This window comes from Hymenobacter sp. M1-2 (assembly GCF_057808495.1).
Map to the genome: position 1 here is coordinate 1 of NZ_JBTYZO010000039.1, position 23,459 is coordinate 23,459.

Annotated in this window: 19 protein-coding genes; 9 read left to right on the forward strand and 10 right to left on the reverse strand. The window is 57.9% G+C overall.

The features are described 5' to 3' along the window. Positions 1-111: 111 nt before the first annotated feature. Positions 112-573, reverse strand: a complete 462-nt coding sequence (locus ACYSMN_RS24520) for a peptidylprolyl isomerase (protein WP_488926570.1) — start codon at positions 571-573, stop codon at positions 112-114. Between the two features lie 212 nt (positions 574-785). Between ACYSMN_RS24520 and ACYSMN_RS24525 the strand changes: the two genes are divergently transcribed. Next, complete coding sequence (locus ACYSMN_RS24525) at positions 786-1,430, forward strand: fasciclin domain-containing protein (protein WP_488926571.1); 645 nt, start codon at positions 786-788, stop codon at positions 1,428-1,430. 225 nt (positions 1,431-1,655) lie between these two features. Here the strand turns inward: ACYSMN_RS24525 and rsgA are convergent, their stop codons facing one another. From rsgA to ACYSMN_RS24550, 5 genes are all read right to left on the reverse strand, one after another. Beyond that, positions 1,656-2,582 (reverse strand): ribosome small subunit-dependent GTPase A, encoded by a 927-nt coding sequence (gene rsgA, locus ACYSMN_RS24530; RefSeq protein WP_488926572.1) that lies wholly within the window; start codon positions 2,580-2,582, stop codon positions 1,656-1,658. Between the two features lie 95 nt (positions 2,583-2,677). Further along, entirely contained in the window at positions 2,678-3,925 is a 1,248-nt protein-coding gene (locus ACYSMN_RS24535) for a 3-deoxy-D-manno-octulosonic acid transferase (protein WP_488926573.1), read from the reverse strand. Between the two features lie 332 nt (positions 3,926-4,257). Beyond that, positions 4,258-4,890, reverse strand: coding sequence for a peroxiredoxin (locus ACYSMN_RS24540; RefSeq protein WP_488926574.1), 633 nt, complete (start codon positions 4,888-4,890; stop codon positions 4,258-4,260). Between the two features lie 182 nt (positions 4,891-5,072). After that, positions 5,073-5,543 carry a Fur family transcriptional regulator gene (locus ACYSMN_RS24545; protein ID WP_488926575.1) on the reverse strand — a complete coding sequence of 157 codons (471 nt, stop codon included), beginning with the start codon at positions 5,541-5,543 and terminating at the stop codon, positions 5,073-5,075. A 101-nt stretch (positions 5,544-5,644) separates the two neighbouring features. Further along, positions 5,645-6,937: an aspartate kinase gene (locus ACYSMN_RS24550; RefSeq protein WP_488926576.1), complete on the reverse strand. Its 1,293-nt coding sequence runs from the start codon at positions 6,935-6,937 to the stop codon at positions 5,645-5,647. 97 nt (positions 6,938-7,034) lie between these two features. Here ACYSMN_RS24550 and fbp point away from each other — a divergent pair, with 97 nt between their 5' ends. Continuing rightward, positions 7,035-8,048 (forward strand): class 1 fructose-bisphosphatase, encoded by a 1,014-nt coding sequence (fbp, locus tag ACYSMN_RS24555; protein WP_488926577.1) that lies wholly within the window; start codon positions 7,035-7,037, stop codon positions 8,046-8,048. Between the two features lie 128 nt (positions 8,049-8,176). Here fbp and ACYSMN_RS24560 read toward each other — a convergent pair whose 3' ends face one another. From ACYSMN_RS24560 to yihA, 3 genes are all read right to left on the reverse strand, one after another. Next, positions 8,177-8,818: a DUF5606 family protein gene (locus ACYSMN_RS24560; protein WP_488926578.1), complete on the reverse strand. Its 642-nt coding sequence runs from the start codon at positions 8,816-8,818 to the stop codon at positions 8,177-8,179. Between the two features lie 31 nt (positions 8,819-8,849). Beyond that, positions 8,850-9,335 (reverse strand): energy transducer TonB, encoded by a 486-nt coding sequence (locus ACYSMN_RS24565; RefSeq protein WP_488926579.1) that lies wholly within the window; start codon positions 9,333-9,335, stop codon positions 8,850-8,852. A 77-nt stretch (positions 9,336-9,412) separates the two neighbouring features. Beyond that, the gene (gene yihA / locus ACYSMN_RS24570; RefSeq protein ID WP_488926580.1) at positions 9,413-10,030 is read right to left on the reverse strand and encodes a ribosome biogenesis GTP-binding protein YihA/YsxC; all 618 of its coding nucleotides are present in this window, start codon (positions 10,028-10,030) and stop codon (positions 9,413-9,415) included. Positions 10,031-10,526: 496 nt separating this feature from the next. Here yihA and ACYSMN_RS24575 point away from each other — a divergent pair, with 496 nt between their 5' ends. The 4 genes from ACYSMN_RS24575 to ACYSMN_RS24590 all read left to right on the forward strand — a co-directional run bounded on the left by ACYSMN_RS24575 (position 10,527) and on the right by ACYSMN_RS24590 (position 15,230). Further along, on the forward strand, positions 10,527-12,749 hold the full coding sequence (locus ACYSMN_RS24575; RefSeq protein ID WP_488926581.1) for an OmpA family protein: 2,223 nt from the start codon (positions 10,527-10,529) through the stop codon (positions 12,747-12,749). A gap of 128 nt (positions 12,750-12,877) precedes the next feature. Next, the gene (gene ubiE / locus ACYSMN_RS24580) at positions 12,878-13,606 is read left to right on the forward strand and encodes a bifunctional demethylmenaquinone methyltransferase/2-methoxy-6-polyprenyl-1,4-benzoquinol methylase UbiE (protein ID WP_488926582.1); all 729 of its coding nucleotides are present in this window, start codon (positions 12,878-12,880) and stop codon (positions 13,604-13,606) included. After that, positions 13,555-14,379: a type IX secretion/gliding motility protein PorT/SprT gene (porT, locus tag ACYSMN_RS24585; RefSeq protein WP_488926583.1), complete on the forward strand. Its 825-nt coding sequence runs from the start codon at positions 13,555-13,557 to the stop codon at positions 14,377-14,379. The genes ubiE and porT overlap by 52 nt, the downstream gene beginning before the upstream one ends. Before the next feature lie 104 nt (positions 14,380-14,483). After that, entirely contained in the window at positions 14,484-15,230 is a 747-nt protein-coding gene (locus tag ACYSMN_RS24590) for an SDR family NAD(P)-dependent oxidoreductase (RefSeq protein ID WP_488926584.1), read from the forward strand. A gap of 91 nt (positions 15,231-15,321) precedes the next feature. Here ACYSMN_RS24590 and ACYSMN_RS24595 read toward each other — a convergent pair whose 3' ends face one another. After that, a complete protein-coding gene (locus ACYSMN_RS24595; RefSeq protein WP_488926585.1) occupies positions 15,322-15,984 on the reverse strand; it encodes an alpha/beta hydrolase in 663 nt (220 codons plus the stop codon). Between the two features lie 310 nt (positions 15,985-16,294). Between ACYSMN_RS24595 and ACYSMN_RS24600 the strand changes: the two genes are divergently transcribed. From ACYSMN_RS24600 to ACYSMN_RS24610, 3 genes are all read left to right on the forward strand, one after another. After that, positions 16,295-19,870, forward strand: coding sequence for a LamG-like jellyroll fold domain-containing protein (locus tag ACYSMN_RS24600; RefSeq protein WP_488926586.1), 3,576 nt, complete (start codon positions 16,295-16,297; stop codon positions 19,868-19,870). A 534-nt stretch (positions 19,871-20,404) separates the two neighbouring features. Continuing rightward, entirely contained in the window at positions 20,405-21,487 is a 1,083-nt protein-coding gene (locus ACYSMN_RS24605) for a hypothetical protein (RefSeq protein ID WP_488926587.1), read from the forward strand. 2 nt (positions 21,488-21,489) lie between these two features. After that, positions 21,490-22,977, forward strand: coding sequence for an MBOAT family O-acyltransferase (locus ACYSMN_RS24610; RefSeq protein ID WP_488926588.1), 1,488 nt, complete (start codon positions 21,490-21,492; stop codon positions 22,975-22,977). Positions 22,978-23,459: the final 482 nt, after the last annotated feature.

Below are 23,459 nucleotides of genomic sequence, written 5' to 3' on the forward strand. Positions count from 1 at the left end.
GGTCCATTTCGTTGCGGCCTTGTTGTGGCTGCGCTAATTGTCCGTACAACCTAGTACGAGGTTAAAAGCTAGTCCCCCCTCTCCCCTAGGAGAGGGGGCTAGGGGGTGAGGTTACGCCTCCGTCACTACAATCTTCTCAATCCGGTCATTGACCCGGATTTGGTCGATAACGTCCAGACCTTCCACTACTTTGCCGAACACGGTGTGTTTGCGGTCGAGGCCGGCGGTTTGGTCGCGGGAGTGGCAGATGAAGAACTGCGAGCCACCGGAGTTGGGGGCCGGCGTCTTGGCCATGCTCACGATGCCCCGGTCGTGGTACTGGTTGTTGCCGGTCAGCTCGTCGGGGATGGTGTAGCCGGGGCCGCCGGTGCCGGGCGTGCCGTTGGCGCCGTCGCGGGTGTTGGGGCAGCCACCCTGAATGACGAAGTTGGGAATGACACGGTGAAACTTGAGGCCGTCGTAGTAGCCTTGCTGGGCCAGATCGGTGAAGTTCTTGACGGTTTTGGGAGCATCTTCTTCGAAGAACTCCAGCTTCATGACGCCTTTGCTGGTGTGGATTTCGGCGGTTTTCATAAGCGGCTAGAAACGGGTAGAAAAAGCACTTGCCGAGCAAGTGCGGGCCGGCAAACGCGGCCCGGGGCAAAGGTAGCCAAGTTTGATAGTCGGAAAACATCCTCCTTACGGCTGGGTTCCGTAAGGAATGCGACCCGGCCTCGCGCTCCACACGCGGCCCGCCCCACCTCTCACTTTCTCTTTCCTCACCACAACCCTCATCCTTTCCCCTCATGAAGAAAACCTTGCGCATCCTGTCCCTGAGCCTACTTTCCACGGGCCTGCTCGCCCTCAGCAGCTGCGGCAGCGGCGACAAAGCCGGCGAAAATGCCGCGGCTTCCACGGAAAACACAGCCGCCACCGTCGATTCGGCAGCCATGATGACTGACTCCGCCCGTATGGGTAAATCCGAAGGCGTAATGGTAGATGGCGTACCGATGACCCCCGACAAAACCATCGTGCAGAACGCCGTGCAAGCCAGCAGCGTAACCACGCTAGTAAAAGCCGTGAAAGCCGCCGGCCTTGACGGCACGCTCAGCGGCGCGGGCCCGTTCACCGTTTTTGCCCCCACCAATGCCGCTTTCGACAAGCTGCCCAAAGGGGCGCTTGAGGGCCTACTCAAGCCCGAAAGCAAGGATAAACTCAAAGGCGTGCTCACCTACCACGTCATTGCTGGCCGCCTGCTGGCTCAAGACCTGCAAGACGGCCAACAGCTAACCACCGTTAATGGCCGCAAACTGACAATCTCGGTGAAGGACGGCAAGGTGATGCTGAGCAACGGCAAAGACGCCCCCGTCAACGTCCAAATTCCCGATGTAATATCCAGCAACGGCGTCACCCATGTCATCGACGGCGTAATCCTACCCTTAGAAGAGTAGTCCTTGGAGTGAGGAATTGCCGGACGTTCCGGCCCGCACGCTTTTGGCCATGCCAACCAGGCAAAACAACTCCTGCTGATCGGCAGGGGTTTAAGGAAGAATAAAGAAGGGCTACTCCTCTACCATTGGTAGTAAGCGTAGCCCTTCTTCATTCACTGCCGATTATTGCGTGCCTAAAACAACGATAACCAGCACATCAGCACATCGAAAAATTAGCACATTAAATCACTTCCTATTATCCTCGCCTTGTAGCATACTCACGTAGCTGTCGTAGCGCGGGAGGGCAATTTTACCTTTGTCCACGGCTTCGCGGACGGCGCAGCCGGGCTCATGCAGGTGCTGGCAGTTGTGATAGCGGCACTGGTTGAGCAGGGCGCGCATTTCGGGGAAATAGTGGGCCAGCTCACCAGCCTTCACGTCCACGAGACCCAGCTCCTTGATACCGGGCGTATCGATGAGGAAGGTGCCGGGGCGCACTTCCAGCATTTCGGCGAAGGTGGTGGTATGCACGCCCTTATCCGAAAACTCACTGATTTCCGCCGTCTTCAAGTCCAGGTCGGGCACTAAGACATTGATGAGTGTGCTTTTACCCACGCCCGAATGACCCGAAAGTAGGGTGGTGCGGCCCTCAAGCAGTGCGTCGATGTCGGCTACGCCTTCGCCGGTGTGCGCGGAGCAGCGTAGACCGGGGTAGCCTACGCGCTGATACATTTTCAGAATCTGCTCCTGATAGTCGGCCAAGTCTTCGTCGTAGAGGTCAGTCTTGTTGAAAAGCAGCGTGACGGGAATATGATAGGCCTCCGCCGTAACCAGAAACCGATCAATAAACCCAAACGACGTAGCCGGCGAAGCCAGCGTCACGACCAGCATGGCCTGGTCGAGGTTGGCGGCCACGATGTGCGCGTGTTCACTCTTGTGCACCGAGCGGCGAATGATGTAGTTGCGGCGCGGCTCGATGTGGTGAATTACGCCCGCTCCTTCGGTCTGCTCCTCCACCGTAAAGTCCACTTGGTCGCCCACGGCCAGCGGGTTGCTCACTTTCAGCCCCTTGTGCTTGAACTTGCCGCGCAGCCGGCAGCGGTGCAACTGCCCCGTGCCTGCCTCCCGCACCACGTACCAGGAGCCCGTAGATTTAACGATAATGCCGGTCATTGGGAGAATAAGTGAATGAATAAATGAGTGGATGAGCGAATAAGAGCGGTGCCGAGCTAGTAGAACGACCTTCACTCATGCACTCATTTCTTCATTCACTCATTGATAGAAGAAAGCCACTGCATAATCTTGCCGGTGGCGCCGCTGTGGTCGTGTACGTAGTCTAAGCTCAAATCTTGCACCTTGAGGCGGGCTTCTTCCTGATGAAAGAGCAACCCGAAAGCCGTGAGCAGTTCCTCCGCCGACGTCACTGGAAAAGCGCAGCCCAATGCTACAAGGTCTTTGGCTTCCTGAAACTTATGGTAGGTAGGCCCGAAAAACAGCGGCAGCCCGAAGGCCGCGGCCTCCAGCGTGTTGTGCAGACCCTTGCCAAACGCTCCCCCGATGTAGGCAAAGTGCCCGAAACGGTACAGCTGGCTGAGCAGGCCCACGTTGTCCATGAGCAGCATGCGGGCCTGCGCTACGGTGGTGGGCTCAGCGCGGGAATAGCGCACCACCTGGCCCGGCAGGGCTTCTTCCACCAGCCGCAGGTTGGTTTCGCTGATTTCGTGCGGCGCTACAATGAAGCGCAGCTGCCCCGCATACTGGCGCAGCAGCGGCGTGAGGGCCGGCAGATCTTCAGGCCAGCTGCTGCCAATAATAAATACCGGTACCCAGTCCTCCGTGAAAGCGTCGACGAGCGGCAGCACGCGGGGCGGGGCCGACGCCGTCCGCACCACCGTGTCGAAACGCGTGTCGCCGGCTACGCAGGCTTGCGTGATGCCCGCCGCCCGCAGCAGCGCCACCGACTCTTCGTTCTGGGTGAAAATGTGCGTGAAGCAGCTCAGCATTCGCCGGAAGAAGCCGCCCCAAGGCCGAAAAAACGCCTGCTCCGGCCGGAAGATGGCCGACACTGAAATAGTAGGAATCTGCCGGCGCTTCAACTCCGCCAGAAAGTAATACCAGAACTCGTACTTCACGAATACTGCCAGCCGGGGCCGTACAGCATCCAGAAAGGCGCGGGCATGGGCGGCCGTGTCGAGGGGCAGGTAGAAGATGTAAGCAGCTCCCGGCCAGTTTTTGCGCACCTCGTAGCCGGAAGGCGAGAAGAACGTGAGCACGATTTTATGCGTCGGGTAGCGGGCCGCGTAGGCTTCCATCAAAGGCCGGCCCTGCTCAAACTCGCCCAGCGAAGCGCAGTGAAACCACGCCAGCGGCGCCGTTTCGTGTTGCAGCGCCGCCGCTATGCGCGGCAGTAGTTCCTGCCGCCCGCGCACCCACTGCGCCGCCTTCGGCACGAAGGGTGCCACCAGCCGCAGCAGCAAAGCATACAGGCGCAGAGCTATGGTATACAGGAAAAGCAATAGTTGATGTGCTGATTTTTTGATGTGCTGATGTGCTGATTCTCGATGGGGCTGGGGAACTGTCCTTTCTATGGGGTGGTGTTGGAGCGAGTTTTAAAGGCATGAGCGCCGGTAGGTTAGATGAACTGTCGCGCCTGCATCGTACAAGCCCGCCGTTTATCATATAACTCTACCATCCGCGCCGGCTTTGTGCTGCAAAAGTAGGCACCTCCCACCGCAAGTCCGCACCCAAATAAAAAAGCCCCGAACGCGCCAGCGCCCGGGGCTCTTCAAACGTGCCGAAGGCGCTAAAAAACCAGCACATCAGCACATCAACCAATCAGCACATCGAATTAGTGATGCTTGCCGAGGTAGTTGGCTACGCCTTCGCGGGTGGCCGACATAGCCTCTTTGCCTTCTTCCCAGTTGGCGGGGCACACTTCCCCTTTCACTTCGAAGTATTGCAGGGCATCTACCATGCGCATGGCCTCGTCGATGCTACGGCCCAGGGGACCATCGTTCACTACTTGGTGGCGCACGATGCCGTCTTTGTCGATGAGGAACAGGCCGCGGTAGGCGAGGGGCGAGCCTACGAAGGTCATTTCGCCTGCCTCGTTGTAGTCGTAGTGGCCGCCGAGCACGTCGTAGTTGGCCGTAATGGTTTTGGTGGCGTCGGCTACCAGCGGGTAGGTTACGCCCTCAATGCCACCGTTGTCGCGTGGGGTTTGCAGCCAGGCGAAATGGGAGAAGTGCGTATCGGTCGAGCAGCCAACAATGGCCACGCCTTTGGCCTCAAAATCGGCCAGACGCTCCTGAAAAGCAATGATTTCGGTGGGGCAAACGAAAGTGAAGTCAGCGGGGTAGAAGTAGAAGATGACGTGCTTCTTGCCCAGGTACCGGTCGAGGGAAAATTCCTCCTCGAATTCGCCATCAACAACGGCGATGGCTTTGAAAGAAGGGGCACGCTTGCCTACGAGAACTGCCATGTTTTTTGGTAATTAGGTGATTAGTGGGGTGAATGTTAGGTGACAAGTGAAAGGGAACACGTAACAGGTGACGAAGTGACACGCAACAGGTGAGTAGCAACGAATTGCGGAGGGACTGCTGAGCCGTACGAAGTTTTGCAGGTAAGCAGTGGCCGCAGTGCTTCCTGTTACCTCCTCACCTGTCACTTGTTACCTGTCACCTCTTCACCTAAAACCTTGCTCCCGGTGATGTGCAATGAGAAGCTGCGGGGCTGAAAGCCTTGCAGGCCACGAGCAGCGAAAAAATTCTGAATCAGCGCGTCCAGCTGCGGGTCGCAGTAGTCGATGATTTCCTGCGTGTCGGTGCAAAACAGGTGATGGTGGGCCGAACAATCGGCATCGTAGCGGCGAGAGGCACCTTCGGCCGAAGCTACGCGGCGCGTGAGGCCGGCCGCTACAAACGAGTCCAACGCCTTATACACCGTGCCCAGGGAAAGGCTAGGCTCTTGGCTCACCACCCGCCGGTGCACTTGTTCGGCCGTGGGGTGGCCGGGCAGTACCAACAGACTTTCCAGGATGAGCAGCCGCTGGCGCGTAGCCCGCAACCCAGCTTCAGCCAGTCGGTCACGTAGTTGGCCCTTCGTGGGCGGGGTATGTTCGGAAAAGAAGGCCACTAGGTAAGAATGATTCTCCGCAAAGATATGCCTATAAGTCCCAGCCCGGCAAAATTGTTCGACTTTCGTAGCGCGAAAATCGGGTTTCCGCCATAGACTTTCTACTTCACCACCTCATTGCTGCTGCCCCGGCACACAAACTGAAACGTCTGGCGCGTGCGCTGCTCCAGCAGCAATTCCCGGCCTGTGGTGAGACGCTGAATGCTCGCAGCATCGTAGTTCTTGATGGTGTACAGCTCCAGGCCCGTGTTGTAGTGAATGGTGAACTGCTCCCGCAATACGCCTAGCAGCTTATCGAGCCGATAGGCGGAGAAATCGGTGCACACCGAGAAGCTAATGGCCGAGTTTTGCATCAGGTGGATTTTGAGCCGCACCTGCGCTAGGGCTCCAAAGATCACCTCCAGGTTTTCCTCCGAAATGAAGGTCAGGTCCTTGGATTCAAACGAAATCAAACACTGCCCGGCCTTCCGAATCAAAGCCGGCGCCAGCAAGCCGTGGCGGCAGTCGTGAATCTTGGTGCCCTCGGCGGCCGGGTCCACAAACGACTTCACGTACAGCGGAATCTGCCGCACCGCCAGCGGCTTGATGGTTTTGGGGTGAATGACGCTGGCTCCGTAGTACGCCATTTCGATGGTTTCCTGGTAGCTGATTTCCGGGTAGCGCACGGTGTCTTCGAAGAACTTCGGGTCCGCGTTGAGCAAACCGGCCACGTCCTTCCAAATTGTTACGGACTCCGCGCCTAGGCAGTAGGCCAGAATGGCGGCCGTGTAGTCGGAGCCCTCGCGACCGAGCGTGGTGGTGTGGCCGCTGGCCGTGCCGCCCAGGAAGCCCTGCGTCACTACTGGGCCTTGCGCCAGCAGCGGCGCTACCTCGGCCCGCAGGGTGCGCTCCGTGGTAGGCCAATCGACGCGGCCCTCGCGCCAAGTGTGGTCCGTGCGAACAAGCGGGCGGCAGTCGAGCCACTGCGCCTGGAGTGCATGAGCTACTACGAGCGTCGCTAGCAACTCTCCAAAACTCACCACTTGGTCGTACTGCTTGTCGTAGTCGCTGGTAGTGAGCGTGGCTAGCTGGTCGCCAAGCTGCTCAAACAGTGCCGCCAGGGTAGGAGCAGGCTCTTGGCTTTCTGCCGTGTCAGCCACGCCCAGCTCCGCGGCCACGTTGAGGTGAAAGTCGCGCAGGGCGGCGAAAGGCGCGGTGTAGTCCTGTCCGCTGTGAGCCAGCTGATAGATTTCTTCCAGAGCGTTGGTGGTTTTGCCCATCGCCGATACCACGATGAGCAGCGGCACCCCGGCACCGTGCTGCCGGACAATGCCCGCCAGATTGCGAATAGCTGCGGCGTCCTTCACCGACGCGCCGCCGAACTTGTAAACTTTCAATAGAGCCGATTCGTGCATGGCCCCAAATGTACCGCTGAACGTATATTCTCTCCACTACAGCCGAAAAAGCTTAATTTTGAGTCCCCAACCCACCCGCTCATTCCCTCACTCTTTTATGAATCAACACGACAAACTGGCGCTGCCTGTTGGCACCACCCTGGACCGCTTTATCATGCGTAAGCAGGAAGACTTCCCCTATGCCACCGGGGAATTGTCGCAGCTGCTGCGCGACATCGCGCTGGCCGCCAAAATCGTGAACCGCGAAATCAACCGCTCCGGCCTCATCGACATTGCCGGCGCCTACGGCAACCGTAACGTGCAGGGCGAAGACCAGCAAAAGCTCGACGTCATTGCCAACATTCGCTTCATCCGGGCCCTGCGCAACGGCGGCGAGGTGTGTACCATTATCAGTGAAGAAGACGAGGAAGTCATCCAAACCGGCAATGTGCAAGGCAAGTACATCGTCGCCATCGATCCGCTGGATGGTTCTTCCAATATCGACGTGAATGTGAGCATCGGCACCATTTTCAGCATCTACCGCCGCGTGTCGCCCACCGGCAGCGAGGGCACGATGGCCGACTGCTTGCAAACCGGAACGCATCAGGTGGCCGCTGGCTATGTCATCTACGGGTCCAGCACCATGCTCGTTTACACCACCGGCAACGGCGTCAACGGCTTTACCTACGAGCCTAGCCTGGGCGAATTCTTCCTTTCGCACCCGCAAATCATCACGCCCCAGACCGGCACCGTTTATTCCGTGAACGAAGGCAGTTCCGCCTCATTCTCACCCGGCATGACGGCCTTTGTGGCTAATTGCAAGGAACAGGGCTATTCAGCCCGCTACATTGGCTCACTCGTAGCCGATTTCCACCGCAACCTGCTCAAAGGCGGCATTTATATGTATCCGTCCACGCAGAAGTCGCCCAATGGCAAGCTGCGCCTGATGTACGAGTGTAACCCGCTGGCTTTCATTGTAGAGCAGGCCGGCGGTAAGTCCAGCGACGGTCGGGTTCGAACTATGGAATTAGAACCCAAAGACATGCATGACCGGTGCCCCTTATTTATTGGCTCAACCGAGCTGGTGAATTTGGCCGAAGAATTTTTGGCCAAGGAATATGCCGAAGCCTAACGAAAATTAACGGCAAGCAGCACCCACAGATTTTTAATTCTGTAACTCTATTGCCAGAAAAATTAAGTCATAAAAAAGCCCCGGTGTTACTTAGCGCCGGGGCTTTTTTATGACTTATCAGAAGGAAGTTATTCCTTCTTTTTCACTGCTTTCTTCGCAGGCTTTTCGGTCGCTTCCGAAGTTTCGGCTTCCACTGCGGCAGCTTTCTTTTTTGCCTTGGGCGCAGCCTCAGCAACGACTTCATCCGTCGTTTTTGCGGCGGCTTTTTTCGCGGGCTTCTTCTCCGGTGCAGCCGAGGTTTCCACTGTGGTAACCGACGTCTCAGCTAAAACTTCCTCCGTCGGAACTTCAGTTGGCGCTTCCTCGGCGGCCTGGGCTTGGTATTCCAGGCGGCTGCTCACAATCTGGTACCACTGCACCAGTTTCTTGATGTCGGACATGTACACCCGGTCCCGGTCGTAATCGGGGATAACCTCGCCCATAAAGGCCGTCAGGTCCCGGTCGTCGGACTTGTGCGTGAGCGCCAGGCTGGTGCCGTGCTGCTGGTGAATCCGGTCGAATACTTCCGTCAACGGCACCGTCTGGTCGTAGTCCTGGGTGTAGATGGAAATTTCGTGGAGCAGTGACACCTTGTTGCGGGCCGAGGCCACGGAGCGGGTAGCGCGCTCATCGAGGGCTTCCACAATAACGCCGGCGCGGGTCGGCTTCACGAGGCGGTACAGACCGGGCATTCCGCTGATTGCGGCAATTTCCTTCAGGTCGTAGGGCATAGGGTAAAAACAGTTGTTGGAAAGGACAAAGTTACTCAGTCGCGCCGGCTTGGCCGGGAGGCGTCAGCTTGAACACAATGGGCAAGCTGGTTAGGATGGCGTAATCGGGCTTTTTGAACTGGAGCAGGCGTACCACCCGCAAAGCTTCTTCGCCGCAGCCGCCCCCAATGTTCTTCACCAGCTTAATGCCTTCGAGCGTGCCGTTGGTCGTGAGCGTGAAGCTAACGATGCACGTACCCTGAATCCGGTTGCGACGCGCTAGGATAGGATACTTTTTCTCTTTCTCGATGAAGGCGTACAGCGCGTCTTGGCCACCTTCATAGTACTCAGCCACCGGAATAGCTTTGTTGACGCCACCCGCTTGGTGGGCAGCAGCGGCCGGGGCTTCTTCGGCGGCCGCTGCAGGAGCGTCCGGGGCCGGCCCGTCAGTCTTGACCTTGACTTTGGTTTTCTGCGCTAGCGCGGGCGCGGTGGTAGCCAGCAGGCCCAGCGCCAGCGCGAGAGTGAGTTTTTTCATGAGGGGGAAACAGAAGAAAAGAAGGGGTATGAAAGCCGTACTGGCTTCGCGGAGGCCGAGACAATTACGGGGCCAATTTACGCATTCTCTTGCGCTTGGGCTAGTTGGCGGTTCACTTCCTCGATGAAGCCAAGCACTTCCTCGCGGCCCGTTTTTTCCTCCGCCGACGTAATAAAATGGCGCGGCACCTCGTCCCAGGTTTCGCTCATTTTCTGCATGTACTCCACCACATTTTGGTGCGTCCGGCTCCCAGATTGTTTATCGGCCTTGGTAAATACTATTACAAAAGGAATGCCTTCACTGCCGAGCATTTCCATAAATTCCAAGTCCACTGCCTGAGCTTGGTGACGCGAATCTATTAGCACAAATACACACGCTAAGTTCTCACGTTGACGCAGATAAAAATTAATCATGCGGCCCCATTTCACTCGATTTTCTTTGCTGGTTTTAGCGTAACCATAGCCCGGTAAATCCACGAGATACCACTCATTATTAATTATGAAATGATTGATAAGCTGGGTTTTGCCGGGCAGGGAAGACGTTTTAGCTAAACCACGCCGCTCGGTCAGCATATTGATGAGGGAGGATTTTCCCACGTTGGAGCGGCCAATGAAAGCATACTCCGGCAAGGTCGGCGGCGGGCATTGATCGACGCGCGAATTACTCATTAGAAAGGAAGCATCCCGAATTTTCATATAGCAGTATCAGCAAAAAAGGTGCGGCTACAAAGGTAGCCGGTTTACGGGCGGAGCTTGGAATTAGGTATTTTTTACGGGTAAATTTTTGTTGAAAATCCTTGTAATTTACAAAGCGCCTCTATATTTGCGTGGTTCACAGCCCCTACTGTAACAGTAAAAGCCAAGTCGGAATACATTTTTTTGTATTTAGGCTATACATTTATGGTAGTTGGATGGGATTAAGGTGGTATTATAAAATTTCTATCTTTGCCCCCAAATTGCCGTGCTCTGCAACGGTGATGAACCAAAAATAAATTGCGTAGGGAATCATCTTAAGTCTTTTTCATCACCAAAAAAATAGTTCCCTGCTTAACCCTAGGAGTGGTTTTCAGTATAAGAGGCATCTCACTGAAAACCCAGCTGCAAACGGCAGCTAGCCACTCCGGGGATCTTCCTTTTGCAACTCCTTATTTCCAAACCCCCTCCTCAAATGGACAACTTAGTCAGAAGGTTATTGAAAGCCTCTTGCGCTTTAGCTCTTACGGCGGCCGTGGCCCAGCCCGCGCTGGCCCAGAGCGTGCGTAAGCAGCTGAAAACCGCAAACAAGTTCTTCGACCAAGAGAACTACCGGGCCTCCATCCCTTTCTACGAGCAAGTGTTGGCCAAGGAGCCGAACAACGCCGTTGCCTTGTTCCGCGCCGGTATTTCTTATATGTCGTTCGACAAAGAGAAAGCCAGCGACTACATCTACAAAGCGCAGAAGCTAAAGCCCAAGGTTTCGAAGGACGTGAACTATTGGCTAGGCCGGGTAGACCACCTCAACTATAACTTCGACGAGGCCATTGCGCACTACCAAGCGTACAATGCCTCGCTCAAGCCCAAGGACACGCGTAAAGTGGAACTGGCGCAGCTGATCCAGCACTCGAAGAACGCCAAAGTGCAGTTCAATAGCCCCAAGGATATCTTCGTGAACAACCTGGGCCCCACGGTAAACACGCCGTACTCGGAGCACAGCCCGGTTATCTCGCAAGATGACAAAATGCTGCTCTTCACCTCGCGCTCCGACAACATGAACAATGTGCCGGTGGCTGAGGAACCAAAAGGCAAAAAAGACAAGAATAAAGTCGCCGCCGACGGACAGTACTACGAGAACATCTACGAGACGAAGCGCATCGACGACCAGAACTGGGAGAAGCCTCGCTCGCTGAGCACCGTGCTCAATGGCAAAGGCCACGATGCGTCGATTCAGATCTTCGACAACGACACGAAGCTGCTCATGTACCGCAACGACGAAAACGGCGACATCATGTACGCCGAGAAGTCGGGCGCTGACTGGACGCAGCCTAAGAAGCTCAATGACAATATCAACTCGAAAGCCTTCGAGTCGGACGCATACATCACCCCGGATGGACGCACCATTTACTTCTCCACTGGCAAGTACTCGGAAGACGGTACGCTAGATATTTACTACTCCACCCGCCAGCCCGGCGGCGACTGGGGACCGGCTAAAACCGTCGGCAACGCCATCAACACCAAGTACGACGACGACAGCCCGTACCTGAGCCGCGACGGCAAAACGATGTACTTCGCTTCGCGTGGCCATAACACCATGGGCGGCTACGACATTTTCAAGTCGGAGTACGACTCGATCGGCAACAAGTGGGGCCGCCCCGAGAACATGGGCTACCCCGTGAATACGCCCGACGATGACACCTACTATCGTTTGAGCCCCGATGGTTCGTACGCGTATTTGTCGTCTTACCGCATTGGCGGCTACGGCGAGAAAGACATTTACACCATCAACTACATCAAGAACGCCATTATCCGGGGCAAAGTGTTTAGCAAGCGCGACAGCACGTTCATTCCGGGCGTAGAGCTGGTGTTCAGTGGCACGCAGGCCGATAAAACGGCCCTGAGCTACCGCGACGTAACCAAGCCCGACAACGGCCTGTACCAGGTGAGCGTGCTTTCGGGCCGGACCTATCAGGTAGCCGCTTCCCGAGATGGGCAGAACATTGCCACCGAGGAATTCACGGTGCCCGTTTCGACCAACGACTCTACGGTGGTAGAGAAGAACTTCTACGTGGACTACGTAGACACGACGAGCACCGGAATCTTTGCCTTCAACAAGATTTACTTCGATACCGACAAGTACAAGCTGCGGCCGGAGTCCATCACGGAGCTGAACAACATTACCTCGATTCTGAAGTCCAACCCCGGCGTTAACATCTCCATCGAAGGCCACTGCGACTCGCGCAACACCGACGAGTACAACATCGTGCTCGGCCAGAACCGCTCCAACGCCGCTTACAATTACCTGAAAAAGCAGGGCATTGGCGAAACGCGCATGGTGACGGTGAGCTACGGCGAGCGTCGTCCGGCTGCGGCCAACGATACCCCGGAGAACATGCAGCTCAACCGCCGCGTGGAGTTCCGCGTGATTCTGAAGGAAGGCGAGGCCATGCCAACTATGGCACCTCCCACTACGACGGCAGCTCCCGCCACTGCCCCCGCTTCGAGCGGCGCTACGCAGTTGCAGCCCGGCAAGAGCAAGGTGAAGCTGGCCGATGGCACCAAGGTGAAAACCAAAGTGGACGAGGACAGCGACAAAGTGAAAGTGAAAACCAAGGGCGCTACGGGCGAAGAATCGAAGACTAAAACCAAAGAAGGTACTATTGATTCGAAGGCCAAAGACGCCAGCGGCGAGAAAACCAAAGTGAAGACAGACAACAACTAAGCTGTTTTTATGAGCCAGAAAAGCGGGCCGGGCAATTTGCCCGGCCCGCTTTTTTTCAACATAATGGCGGAACCAGCGTTATGTTTGGGCAATTTCGCCCCCGAACTTTCGTTGTTCGCCCCAGAACTATGGCCGTAGTACCCTACAAAGACGACACCGCTGGCAAGAAGTCGCAGGTGGCGCACATGTTCAACAGCATTGCCGGGAAGTACGACTTCCTGAACCACTTCCTGAGCGCTGGTACCGATATCTACTGGCGGCGCAAGGCGGTGGGCGAGCTGAAGGCGCTGCGGCCCGCCCGCATCCTGGACATTGCCACCGGCACGGCCGATTTCGCCATTGAAACGCTCCGGGCAGCTTCGGCCGAAGCGCAAGTGACGGGCGTCGATATTTCGGAGGGCATGTTGGAAGTGGGGCGCCGCAAGCTGCAAGCCAAAGGCCTGGCCAGCCGCATTCAGCTCGAACTCGGCGACTCGGAGAACCTGCCCTTCCCCGACGACCATTTCGATGCCGTTACAGCTTCGTTTGGGGTGCGCAACTTTGAGAACCTCGCTATTGGCCTGGCCGAAATGCGGCGCGTGCTGCGGCCGGGTGGCAAGCTCGTGATTCTGGAGTTTTCCAAACCCACGGCCTTCCCCATGAAGCAGGCCTACAATTTCTATTTCCGGCACATTTTGCCGGTGTTCGGTAAACTCATTTCCAAAGACCGCGCCGCCTATACTTACCTGCCCGAATCGGTGCAGGCTTTCCCGGACGGCCCCGATTTTCTGGCTATTCTCCGGCAGGTCGGCTTTACTTCTCCCGCATGGCAACCCCTCACGTTCGGCATCAGCTCCATTTATACCGCACACAAATAGGCCGCTGGGCGCTGCCAGTTCTGCTGGCGCTGGCCGTGCCCCTGAGCGCACAGGCGCAAAAGAAAAGCCGGACCGGCATTTCGCGCGGTAACAGAGGCCAGGTGAAGTCCATCACGGTGGACAACTTGCCGGGCTACGACTACAAATGGTTTCATCCGGGCTTCTATATAGCGCCGCACTTCTCGCGCTTCAAGATTGAGCAGTCGGCCGCTTACATTGCCAACCAGGGCACCAGCCAGGGCGTTACGGCCAATTCCATAATCAGCCCGGGCTTCTCGGTCGGCTTCGTGGGTGATGCGCGGTTAGGCGACTATTTCAATCTGCGCTTTGCGCCGGGCGTAAGCTTTATTACGCGTCAAATCGAATTCAAGCCCGCCGGCTACACGCCCAACCCAGTTAACGAAAACGACCCCGACGAGATAGTGGATCAGGAAGTGGGAGCCACGCAGGTGGATTTTCCACTGCTGCTCAAGTTCCATTCGGAGCGGCGGCGCAACACGCGGGTGTATATGGTGGGCGGCATCAAGCCCAGCGTGAACGTGGGCACCCGCCGGAAAGACCCGGAAAAAAATCAACTCACCACCGCCAGCAGCGACCTGGCCATCGAGTACGGCGTGGGGCTGGACCTGTTCTACCCGTACTTCAAGTTCGCCCCAGAATTGCGCTTTTCGCACGGCCTGAAGAACCTGTACCAACCCGGCAACGACGTATACAGCCGGAGCCTGCAAGGCCTACGGAGCAACACCGTTACGCTGTATCTGACGTTTGAGTAAGGTTGAATGGCTTAATGGCTGCATGGTTAAATGGTTGGTCGTTCTAAATGCACACATCAGAACGACCAACCATTTAACCATGCAACCATTCAACAATTAAAAAAATGCACACTGCTTTCATCACCGGCGCTTCGTCGGGTATTGGCCGGGCTACGGCCGTGGCGCTGGCTAAGGCTGGCTTTCAGCTAGTAGTGACGGGCCGGCGCCGGGAGCGGCTGGAAGAGCTAGCGCAAGAACTGGCACCCACGCCCGTGCACATCCTCACCTTCGACGTGCGCGACCGGGCCGCCGTGGAAGCCGCCGTAGCCAGTTTGCCGCCGCAATTTGCTGAGGTGGATGTGCTGATCAACAACGCCGGCAACGCCCACGGACTAGCCCCGATTCAGGAGGGCAGCTTGGAAGATTGGGATACCATGCTCGACGGCAACGTGAAGGGCTTGCTCTACGTAAGCCGGGCCCTGCTGCCCGCCATGACGCGCCGCCGCGTGGGCCACATCATCAATATCGGCTCTATTGCGGGGCAGGAGGCTTACGCCAATGGGAACGTGTATTGTGCCTCCAAAGCCGCCGTGTCCATGCTCACCAAAACCATGCGCCTCGACTTGCTGCCGCACCATATTCGGGTGGCGGAGGTGAACCCGGGGGCAGTGGAGACCGAGTTTTCGGTGGTGCGCTTCAAAGGCGATGAGGCTCGCGCCGATACGGTTTACAAAGGCTTCGAGCCCCTCCGAGCCGAAGATGTGGCCGACGTGATTCAATTCATGGTGACACGGCCCCCGCACGTGAATATTGCCGAAGTCCTGCTGCTGCCCGCGGCGCAGGCGGCGGCCACCGCCATTCGGCGCGAGTAGCGGCCCCGTACTAGATTTGTATCTCCAGCAAAAAGGTCTCCCTGTCAGGGGAGGCCTTTTTAATTGACCGCAGGGGCGCTTCATTCTGCCACTATTGCAACTGGCCGGCCAGTTGTTGGAGTACTTCCGTTTGTAGCGTGTGCTTGCCGGCAAAGCCAATGATTTCTGGCTCGACACCGAGCTGACGCAGAAAATCCCGCTGCTTTTCCACATCGGCAGTTTTGACGTACTCGTCCTCATCACCGTAAACAAGCGTGACGGGTAGGCCGCGGACGAGCTGGGTGGCAACCGTGAATTCCATGTCGGGCGGGAAGGCGCCGGCCCAAAGAATGAGCTGGGCCGGCCGGAAAGTAGCGCGGGCCAACCAGCGGCTGACGGTGGCAGCTCCCTGCGAGAAGCCTAGCACTTTGACCTGCACGGCCGCCGGCGCGGCTTGTAATACAGCAGTTGCCAGCTGATTGAGGTAGCCCACGTAGTCCTCGATTTCGGTGAGCCGGTCTTCGCGCGTCATCCAGGTGGCCCCGATCCGGCCGCCGGTGCCTTGCAGATAGAAGCGCGACAAGCCTTCGGGCGCTATGACCACTAGCGAGGGGTCGGCGGTGGCGAGGGGGGTGAAGTGCCGGATGAAGTACTCGGCCAACTGCCCGTAGCCGTGGCACACAAACCATACCTGCTGGGTGTGCGCCGATACTTCATTCAGCTGAAAATAGCGTGCCGTGCGGGTGACGGGTAGGTGGTGTTCTTGAGCGGACATAGAGTAGGGGAGTGACGAGCGAGCTAAGCAAGAGGCGAAGGTAGATAGCGCCTGAGAAGTATGCGAACAGCACAACCGCAGCGGGATAGTGGAAGGAATAGGGAAGGGCTAAATGAAAATTATCGAAGAAATATAGTGACTCTATCTAGTATGAAAACTAATATAACATATCTTATACAGTATTTCACATTGACTTACTGTTATGCTTATTTGCTTTCAATTTCACAAAGCACGCGGCCGCCTGTGGGCGTGTGGATCTATAAGAGTAGGCTTGATCCTACTAAGCTCCTTGCCTTACCTACTCTCAGTTATGAAACAATACTACTCTCCAAAACAAGGGCTGGCGACTACCTGCGTACTGCTCGCGTTGCTGCTCAGCCTCATCTCACGCGTCCAGGCGCAGGTATACTACGCGCTCAGCGGCGCAGATGCCAGCACCACCAACGGTACTGCCCGGCCAGGCAATGGCACGCTCATGCCCCCGGTCACGCCCAAAATACGGGCTCTGGCCCTGGACGACAACCTTCCTAGCATCTTCCTGGACCTGCCAACCACCCAGAATATGGCGGGAGTAGCGTTAGTGGAGGAAAACCCGGTGGTGGTTACCACACCGCCTGTTGTCATAAGCAGTACCTCAGCTCGCCTGAGCGGCGACGTAACGGCAGCTGGTTCGGCGGCCGTTACCGAGCGTGGGGTGGTGTACAGCTCAACCAATGCTACGCCCACGCTTGCCAATGCTACCAAAGTAACCATGAGCATGGGTACCGGCAGCTTCTCCCAAATCGTGAACCTGCCCGGCGGCATCAGGTATTACGTCCGGGCTTACGCCACCAGCGTGGTGGGTACGGCCTACGGAGCTATCCGAGAATTTACGATGCCCGCCAGCACTACTACCGTTACCTCCATCAACCGAATCAATCCCTCGCCTACCAACGCCAGTAGCGTGAGATACACGGTTACGTTCGCTCAAAATGTTACCGGACTCTTCATCAGTAATTTCAGCTTGACCACTACCGGAGTGACGGGAGCCAGCATCAGCAGCTTATCAGGCGTGGGCACCACGTACACGGCGACGATAAATACGGGTTCCGGCAGCGGCACCATCCGGCTGGACCTGACTAGTGCAACCGGGCTGATGCCTGCGGTTTCCAACGTACCGTTCACCTCCGGCGAGGTTTATACCATTGATAAGACCGCTCCCGCCCCGCCGGTGGTGACAACACCGGCCAACGGCAGCACCACCGCCGATACCACGCCTACCTACACGGGAACGGCCGAAGCCGGCACTACCGTAACCATCATTGTTGATGGCAGTTCTGTTGGGACAACCACGGCTAATGCCAGCGGCAACTGGAACTTCACGTCCGGCACGCCCTTGAACAATGGCTCCCATACCGTGCGGGCCACGGCGACCGATGCCATTGGCAACGTCAGTGACAGCAGCACCAACAGCTTTACGGTCGATACCACGACGCCAACAGCTATCAGCCTCAACAATTCGACCATAGCGGAAAACCAGCCTCTTAACACCTTGGTTGGCACTTTAACTGCTTCGGCCCCCGCATTGGGCCAAGTCTACACCTACACGCTGGTGCCTGGCGTGGGTGATGCTGACAATAGCTCCTTCACCATCATGGGTAGCCAACTGCGCACTAACGCTGTGTTTGATTTCGAGACGCAGAGCAGCTATTCGGTGCGGGTACGGGCCACGAATGTCCGCAGTCAGTTCTTTGAACGGACGTTTACGATCACGATTAGTGATGTGGCCAATGCCGGGTACGTGAGCAGCACCACCGAGCAAATCACGGGCAACGTGCTGGCCGGTGCCACCAGCCAAGCCCTGTTGCGCATCGTGGTGACGATGGACGCCAATACCGACAATCTGCTGAGCGCCACGGTCTTCAACCTGACTACTGCGGGCACGACGCTGCCGGCCGACGTAGCCGCAGCCCACGTGTACTACACTGGCCCAAGCAACACCTTTGCTACCAGCACGCCGTTTGGGAGCCTGAATACGCCCGGCGCGGGGGCCTTCAGCATCAGCGGCAATCAGACGTTGCAACCAGGCGTCAACTACTTCTGGCTGGCCTACGATGTGGCTCCAACAGCCGCTACCGCCAACCTGCTCGATGGCACCTTGCCTTCGTTTACGCTCGGTGGCACAAGCCGCACTCCCGCCGTCGTGTCGCCCGCTGGGAACCGAATGATAGTAGCTGCGAGCCGGGTGGCCGGACAGGCGCTGCGCTTTAATGGAACCGCCTTAGGCCTTGTCGATCTTGGCATCAGCAACCCCGACTTGGTGCTCGGTACGCGGTACACGCAGGAACTGTGGGTAAAGCCGGCGGCCGCCAGCGGCAGCACTATGAATGGCGTGCTGGGCTATGACCCCGGAAGTGGTGACGCTCAACGCTCACCCTACATCTCTATTTCTGGAAACAACAGCGTGGAAGTAGGTTTTGGCACCGGGAGTCGGCTGGTTTCGTTTACGACGCCCACTAATACCGTGACGCAGAACGAGTGGAACCACGTAGTTGCCACGTTCAATGGCACGGTGCTCTCACTCTACGTCAATGGCAACCTAATCAGGTCTGAAATGCCTGGAGAGATGCCCACCGGGACGTCGGCGCGCTATATAGGCGCGCTGAACAGCGCAACAAGTAGCTTCTTCAAGGGCGATATAGACGAAGTAGCGCAGTGGACCCGAGCCTTGAGCCAAAACGAGATACGCCTGCGCCGCCATCTGGTGCTCAGCGGCGACGAAGCGGGATTGGCTACTTACTCGCAGTTCAACGAGGCCAGCGGCAACGCGTCTACCCTCTTTAGCAGCGTGCCGGTAACGTTTATAGGCAGCGGCGTAACGCGCGTAGCCAGCACGGCCCCGGTGGGTTTTGGCGTGAGCAGCCTCCAGGCCGTGGGCGGCAGTGGCAACGTGGTATTCCCCGGCACGCGCGCCGCCATCAACTTTACCGGTTCTACCAGCTCCACGGTGGTGGTGACGCGGCTCGATGGCCGCCCGCTAGGTACCCAGCCCACGGGCTTAACCAACACGCTCGCCAACACTTACTGGATCATCAATCGGTACGGCGGCGGGAATTTCAGCGCGGCCGTGACCTATACGCTGGGCGCTGCCGACATCAGCACCGCCGATGCCGCCATGCCCAGCACCCTGAAACTGCTGCGGCGCCCCAGCAACAGCGATGGCGCCTTCGATCCGCCCATCGCCGCTTCGGTGGCTGATGCAACTGCGGGCACAGTCACGTTTAGCGGGCTCACTTCATTCAGCCAGACGGTAATCGGTACGATCGGGACCTCGCCTTTGCCGGTGGAGCTGGTCAACTTTACGGCCACGCGCCAGGCCGACGATGTACTGCTGCGCTGGCAAACGGCGCAGGAACAGGATAATGCTTATTTCGTGGTGGAAAATAGCTTGGATGGCCGCGAGTTCCGGGCGGTGGCGCAGGTGCCCGGCCACGGCACCAGCACCCAGCCCCACCGCTACCAACTGACCGACGAGCGCGCCACCCGCTACGGCCAGCCGCTGCTCTACTACCGCCTGCGCCAGGTAGACCTGGACGGTAACAGCCAGTTCTCGCCCGTCGTGACGGTGGCAATGGAGCCGCTTACGCGGGTGGAAGCGGAGGTATTCCCCAACCCCGCCGCCGACGAGCTGCACGTGCGCCTGAGCGGCCCAAGCCAGAGCCGCGTCCAGGAGGCCCGGCTGTTCGATGCCCAAGGCCGCGAGGTACTGCGCCTCAGCCCGCCGCCGACCACCGAGGCCCCATTCGAGTTGCGGGCTTCGGTGCGCCACCTGCCCGTAGGCGTGTACACGCTAACTATCACGCTCCCTAACCAAGTGCTGCACCGCCCGGTACTGATTACTCGCTAGTCCTGATGCTGAAACCTAAAAGCCCCCCGAAACAGATTTCGGGGGGCTTTTAGGTTTTATGCGTTGTGGGCACCATCCAATAGGAGCCTTGGGCTGGCCGCTTAGCAAGAGTACAAGAGGGAGAATTGATGTTTGCCTCAACGCAAGCAGGCAGAATAAGGACAGAAAATCCCAAAATAGGTCAGCTGTGCAACAAAGTCAAAAGTATCTGCACCATGCGCAAAAGGCTTCGCTCGGGAGACTCTGTTTTTTTGCACTAAGCTGATAGCGAGTTTACGTCTGCCTCTTACGCTCTCCCGTGTAGGAGGAGGTTTTGGGCTTTACCACTCGTTGGCTGATCATTCGGCGGGGCATTCGGTCAGGTGCTGAGCTAGGTCTCCGAGGCAACATTGGGTGCCTTCGTGCTCACCACACATGCCACGCCAGACCACGAGAGCGGGCCTCAATAGCAGCTCAGCTTCTTCCGTATGCAGCGGCTGCCTACCCCAGGGCCACGCCTCATTTCAAGAACTTTTCACTTAAACCGCTTCGCTCATGCAAACGTCTCCTTACGCTAAAGCCGGGCTGTTGGCTTTGGTCTTGTTGGCCGGGTTCCTGGTCGGTTGGGAAGCCTACCTGCGCCGACAAGGCTTCACGCCTTCCTACGACGACAACGAAGAGCTGTGGGCCTATCATCGGGAGCGAGTGTACCAGGCAAGCCCCGCCAACCCGTTGATAATCGGTTCCTCGCGGGTCAAGTTTGGGCTGGACTTAGCTACTTGGAAAGCTGCCACCGGAAAGGCCCCCACCCAGCTGGCGATGGTGGGTACCTCACCCCGACCCATGCTGGCCGATATAGCCCGGGATACCCGCTTCCACGGAACGGTGCTGGTAGGGGTGGTCGAGGGGCTGTTCTTCGCTCCCGATGGCAGCCCCCCGGACAAGAAAGCCCGCAAGAGCGTAAGCTTTTACCCCAAGTGGTCCATTGCCCAACGGGCTGGATTTGCCATCAACCGGGGGCTGGAGTCGGAGCTGCTTTTCCTTGATGCGGAGCGGTTTAGCCTGAGCGGGCTGCTGAGTCAGCTGCCCATTCCCAACCGGCCGGGGGTAGCGGTGCGGCCGCCGTTTCCGCCGCGGTTCAAGCAGGATCTGTTTGACCGGCAAACGACCATGACCCCGGAGTTCCTGACTGATACCGCCATGCAGCACCAGGTGCAGTACATCTGGATGTTCAACGCAACCAACGGCCCTCCCAAACCCATGCCCGATAGCGCGCTGACGAGAATATTCAAGGCCGTTAGTGCCGATGTGGCCCGTATTCGGAGCCGAGGCGGGAAGGTGCTCTTCGTGCGGATGCCTTCCAGCAACCAGTTACTGGCGCATGAGAAAAAGACTTTCCCGCGAGCAAAATACTGGGACCGGCTGCTGCGCGAAACCGGCGCGCCCGGCATTCACTACGAAGACTACCCGGAGCTTTCGGCCTATACCTGCCCGGAATGGTCGCACCTGAGCCCGGCGGATGCCCGCACGTACACGCGTGATTTTATTCGCATCATGACGCAAAAAACGGGGTGGCCGGTGGCTCAAACCGCGTCCGTGGCGGCCCGGCCCGCAGTTTCCACCTTAACGGCTCGCTAAGCATGGTTTTCAACTCCTACACGTTCGTCGTTTTCTTCGGGCTGCTGTTGCTGCTGCACTACGCGCCGTTTTCCTGGAAAACCAAGAAAATCAACCTGCTGCTAGCCAGCTACCTGTTCTACGCCGTTTGGAATCCGCCCTTCGTGCTGCTGCTCTGGCTGGCCACGGCCGTCGACTTCTACATTGCCCGGCTTATTGCCCAGGAGGAGCGGCCCGTGCCCCGCAAGCTGCTGCTCACCGTGAGCCTGGCCCTGAACCTGGGCCTGATTTCCTTCTTCAAGTACGGCGGCTTCCTGCTCGAAAACTTCACTGCCTTGCTCGGAGCTATGGGCATTGCCTTCCACGCGGCCAAGCCCGACCTGATTCTGCCGGTGGGCATTTCCTTCTACACGTTCGTTACGCTCTCCTACACGCTGGATGTGTACCGCCGGCAGGCCGAGCCCGAAAAGTCGTTTCTCAACTTTGCCCTGTTCGTCACGTTCTTCCCGCACCTGGTGGCGGGCCCCATTGTGCGGCCCGTCGACTTGATTCCGCAGTTCCACACGCCGCGCCAGGCTACCCGGCAGCAGATGGCGCAGGGCCTGTTTCTGCTCACGCTGGGGCTATTTATGAAGGTGGGCGTTGCCGATGGTCTGCTGGCCGACACCGCCGATTCTGTGTTTGGGGTGCCGTTTCCGTTGCATCCGCTCGATGCCTGGGCGGGTGTACTGGCTTTTTCCGGCCAGATTTTCTGCGACTTCGCGGGCTACTCCACCTGCGCCATCGGCGTGGCCCTGTGCCTGGGCTTCGTGCTGCCCGACAACTTTCGCTACCCGTACGCGGCGGTGGGCTTCTCCGATTTCTGGCGGCGCTGGCACATCACTTTGTCCACGTGGCTGCGCGACTACCTCTACATTCCGCTGGGCGGCAACCAGCGCGGCCCGGCCCGCACCTACCTCAACCTCATGATTACCATGCTGCTGGGCGGCCTATGGCACGGCGCCAGCTGGACGTTCGTGGTATGGGGCGGGCTGCACGGCTTGTTTCTGGGCGTGGAAAGGCTGTTCCGAAACCGGCTGGCCCGGCTACCCGAACAGCCCCTGACCGTAGCCCCCGCGGCGGTTGTCACGCAGGCTTCGGTGGTGCCCATCAGCCTGGGCAGGAGCCGGCAGGCCACGCAGTTCTGGCTGGCTCTGCTGACTTTCCTGCTGGTTACGATTACGTGGGTTTTCTTCCGGGCGCCCGATTTTGGCACCGCCACGCGTCTACTGCTAGCTATGTTCGGTGTGATTCCCGTGCAGAAGCTGCTTCTCACGACGCTGGCCCTGTACAAAGTGCTGCTCGTGACGGTGGCCTTGCTCGGCTGCCACTGGCTGATGCGCGACACCTCCGTAACCACCGTAGCCGGGCGGCTGCCCTGGTGGGGCCTGGGGCTGGCCTGGGCCGCCATGCTCATCGTACTCGCCCTGACCCAGAAAAGCACCGGCTCGTTTATCTACTTCCAGTTTTGAGGAAGTAGTGAGTAGTTAGTAACCTGCGTTGCAGAGTAGCCGCGTAGCGGCTTAAGGATTGTAGAAAAACCGGCCTGAAGCGTCCCGCGCCGCGTAGCGGTGCTAGATTGGCGGGCGTCTCTGGCACCGCTACGCGGCGCGGCCACATACTTCGATTGCTTAGGCTACAAACCTTTAGCCGCTACGCGGCTACGTCGCAACGTGGGTTAAGTAGAAAGATGCTGTTGGGTAATATCTTGCTATTTATCCACAGCCTATAAAGGCTACTGCCTAAAGCCTGCGCTGGATTGTATGTTTCAGAAGCCGTAAAACTTGCTCCAACTATCATTGGCTAGCCCCAGCAGGGGGGCATATCGGTAGCAGAATCGAACTAAAAATTGGACAAGCCCCAGCGGGGTGGCATGTCGGTAGAAGAACCGTCGTCTTTCATTTTCCAAGTCCCATCGGGGCGACACTGCGCTGATGCCAGTGTCGCCCCGATG

Excerpts from the sequence above, each read along its gene's own strand:
- ACYSMN_RS24600 (WP_488926586.1), top strand. The coding sequence starts at position 16,295 with ATGAAACAATACTACTCTCCAAAACAAGGGCTGGCGACTACCTGCGTA.
- ACYSMN_RS24560 (WP_488926578.1), bottom strand. The coding sequence starts at position 8,818 with ATGCCCTACGACCTGAAGGAAATTGCCGCAATCAGCGGAATGCCCGGT.
- rsgA (WP_488926572.1), bottom strand. The coding sequence starts at position 2,582 with ATGACCGGCATTATCGTTAAATCTACGGGCTCCTGGTACGTGGTGCGG.
- ACYSMN_RS24590 (WP_488926584.1), top strand. The coding sequence starts at position 14,484 with ATGCACACTGCTTTCATCACCGGCGCTTCGTCGGGTATTGGCCGGGCT.
- ubiE (WP_488926582.1), top strand. The coding sequence starts at position 12,878 with ATGGCCGTAGTACCCTACAAAGACGACACCGCTGGCAAGAAGTCGCAG.
- ACYSMN_RS24565 (WP_488926579.1), bottom strand. The coding sequence starts at position 9,335 with ATGAAAAAACTCACTCTCGCGCTGGCGCTGGGCCTGCTGGCTACCACC.
- ACYSMN_RS24610 (WP_488926588.1), top strand. The coding sequence starts at position 21,490 with ATGGTTTTCAACTCCTACACGTTCGTCGTTTTCTTCGGGCTGCTGTTG.
- porT (WP_488926583.1), top strand. The coding sequence starts at position 13,555 with ATGGCAACCCCTCACGTTCGGCATCAGCTCCATTTATACCGCACACAA.
- yihA (WP_488926580.1), bottom strand. The coding sequence starts at position 10,030 with ATGAAAATTCGGGATGCTTCCTTTCTAATGAGTAATTCGCGCGTCGAT.
- ACYSMN_RS24605 (WP_488926587.1), top strand. The coding sequence starts at position 20,405 with ATGCAAACGTCTCCTTACGCTAAAGCCGGGCTGTTGGCTTTGGTCTTG.
- ACYSMN_RS24550 (WP_488926576.1), bottom strand. The coding sequence starts at position 6,937 with ATGCACGAATCGGCTCTATTGAAAGTTTACAAGTTCGGCGGCGCGTCG.
- ACYSMN_RS24520 (WP_488926570.1), bottom strand. The coding sequence starts at position 573 with ATGAAAACCGCCGAAATCCACACCAGCAAAGGCGTCATGAAGCTGGAG.
- ACYSMN_RS24525 (WP_488926571.1), top strand. The coding sequence starts at position 786 with ATGAAGAAAACCTTGCGCATCCTGTCCCTGAGCCTACTTTCCACGGGC.
- ACYSMN_RS24540 (WP_488926574.1), bottom strand. The coding sequence starts at position 4,890 with ATGGCAGTTCTCGTAGGCAAGCGTGCCCCTTCTTTCAAAGCCATCGCC.
- fbp (WP_488926577.1), top strand. The coding sequence starts at position 7,035 with ATGAATCAACACGACAAACTGGCGCTGCCTGTTGGCACCACCCTGGAC.
- ACYSMN_RS24595 (WP_488926585.1), bottom strand. The coding sequence starts at position 15,984 with ATGTCCGCTCAAGAACACCACCTACCCGTCACCCGCACGGCACGCTAT.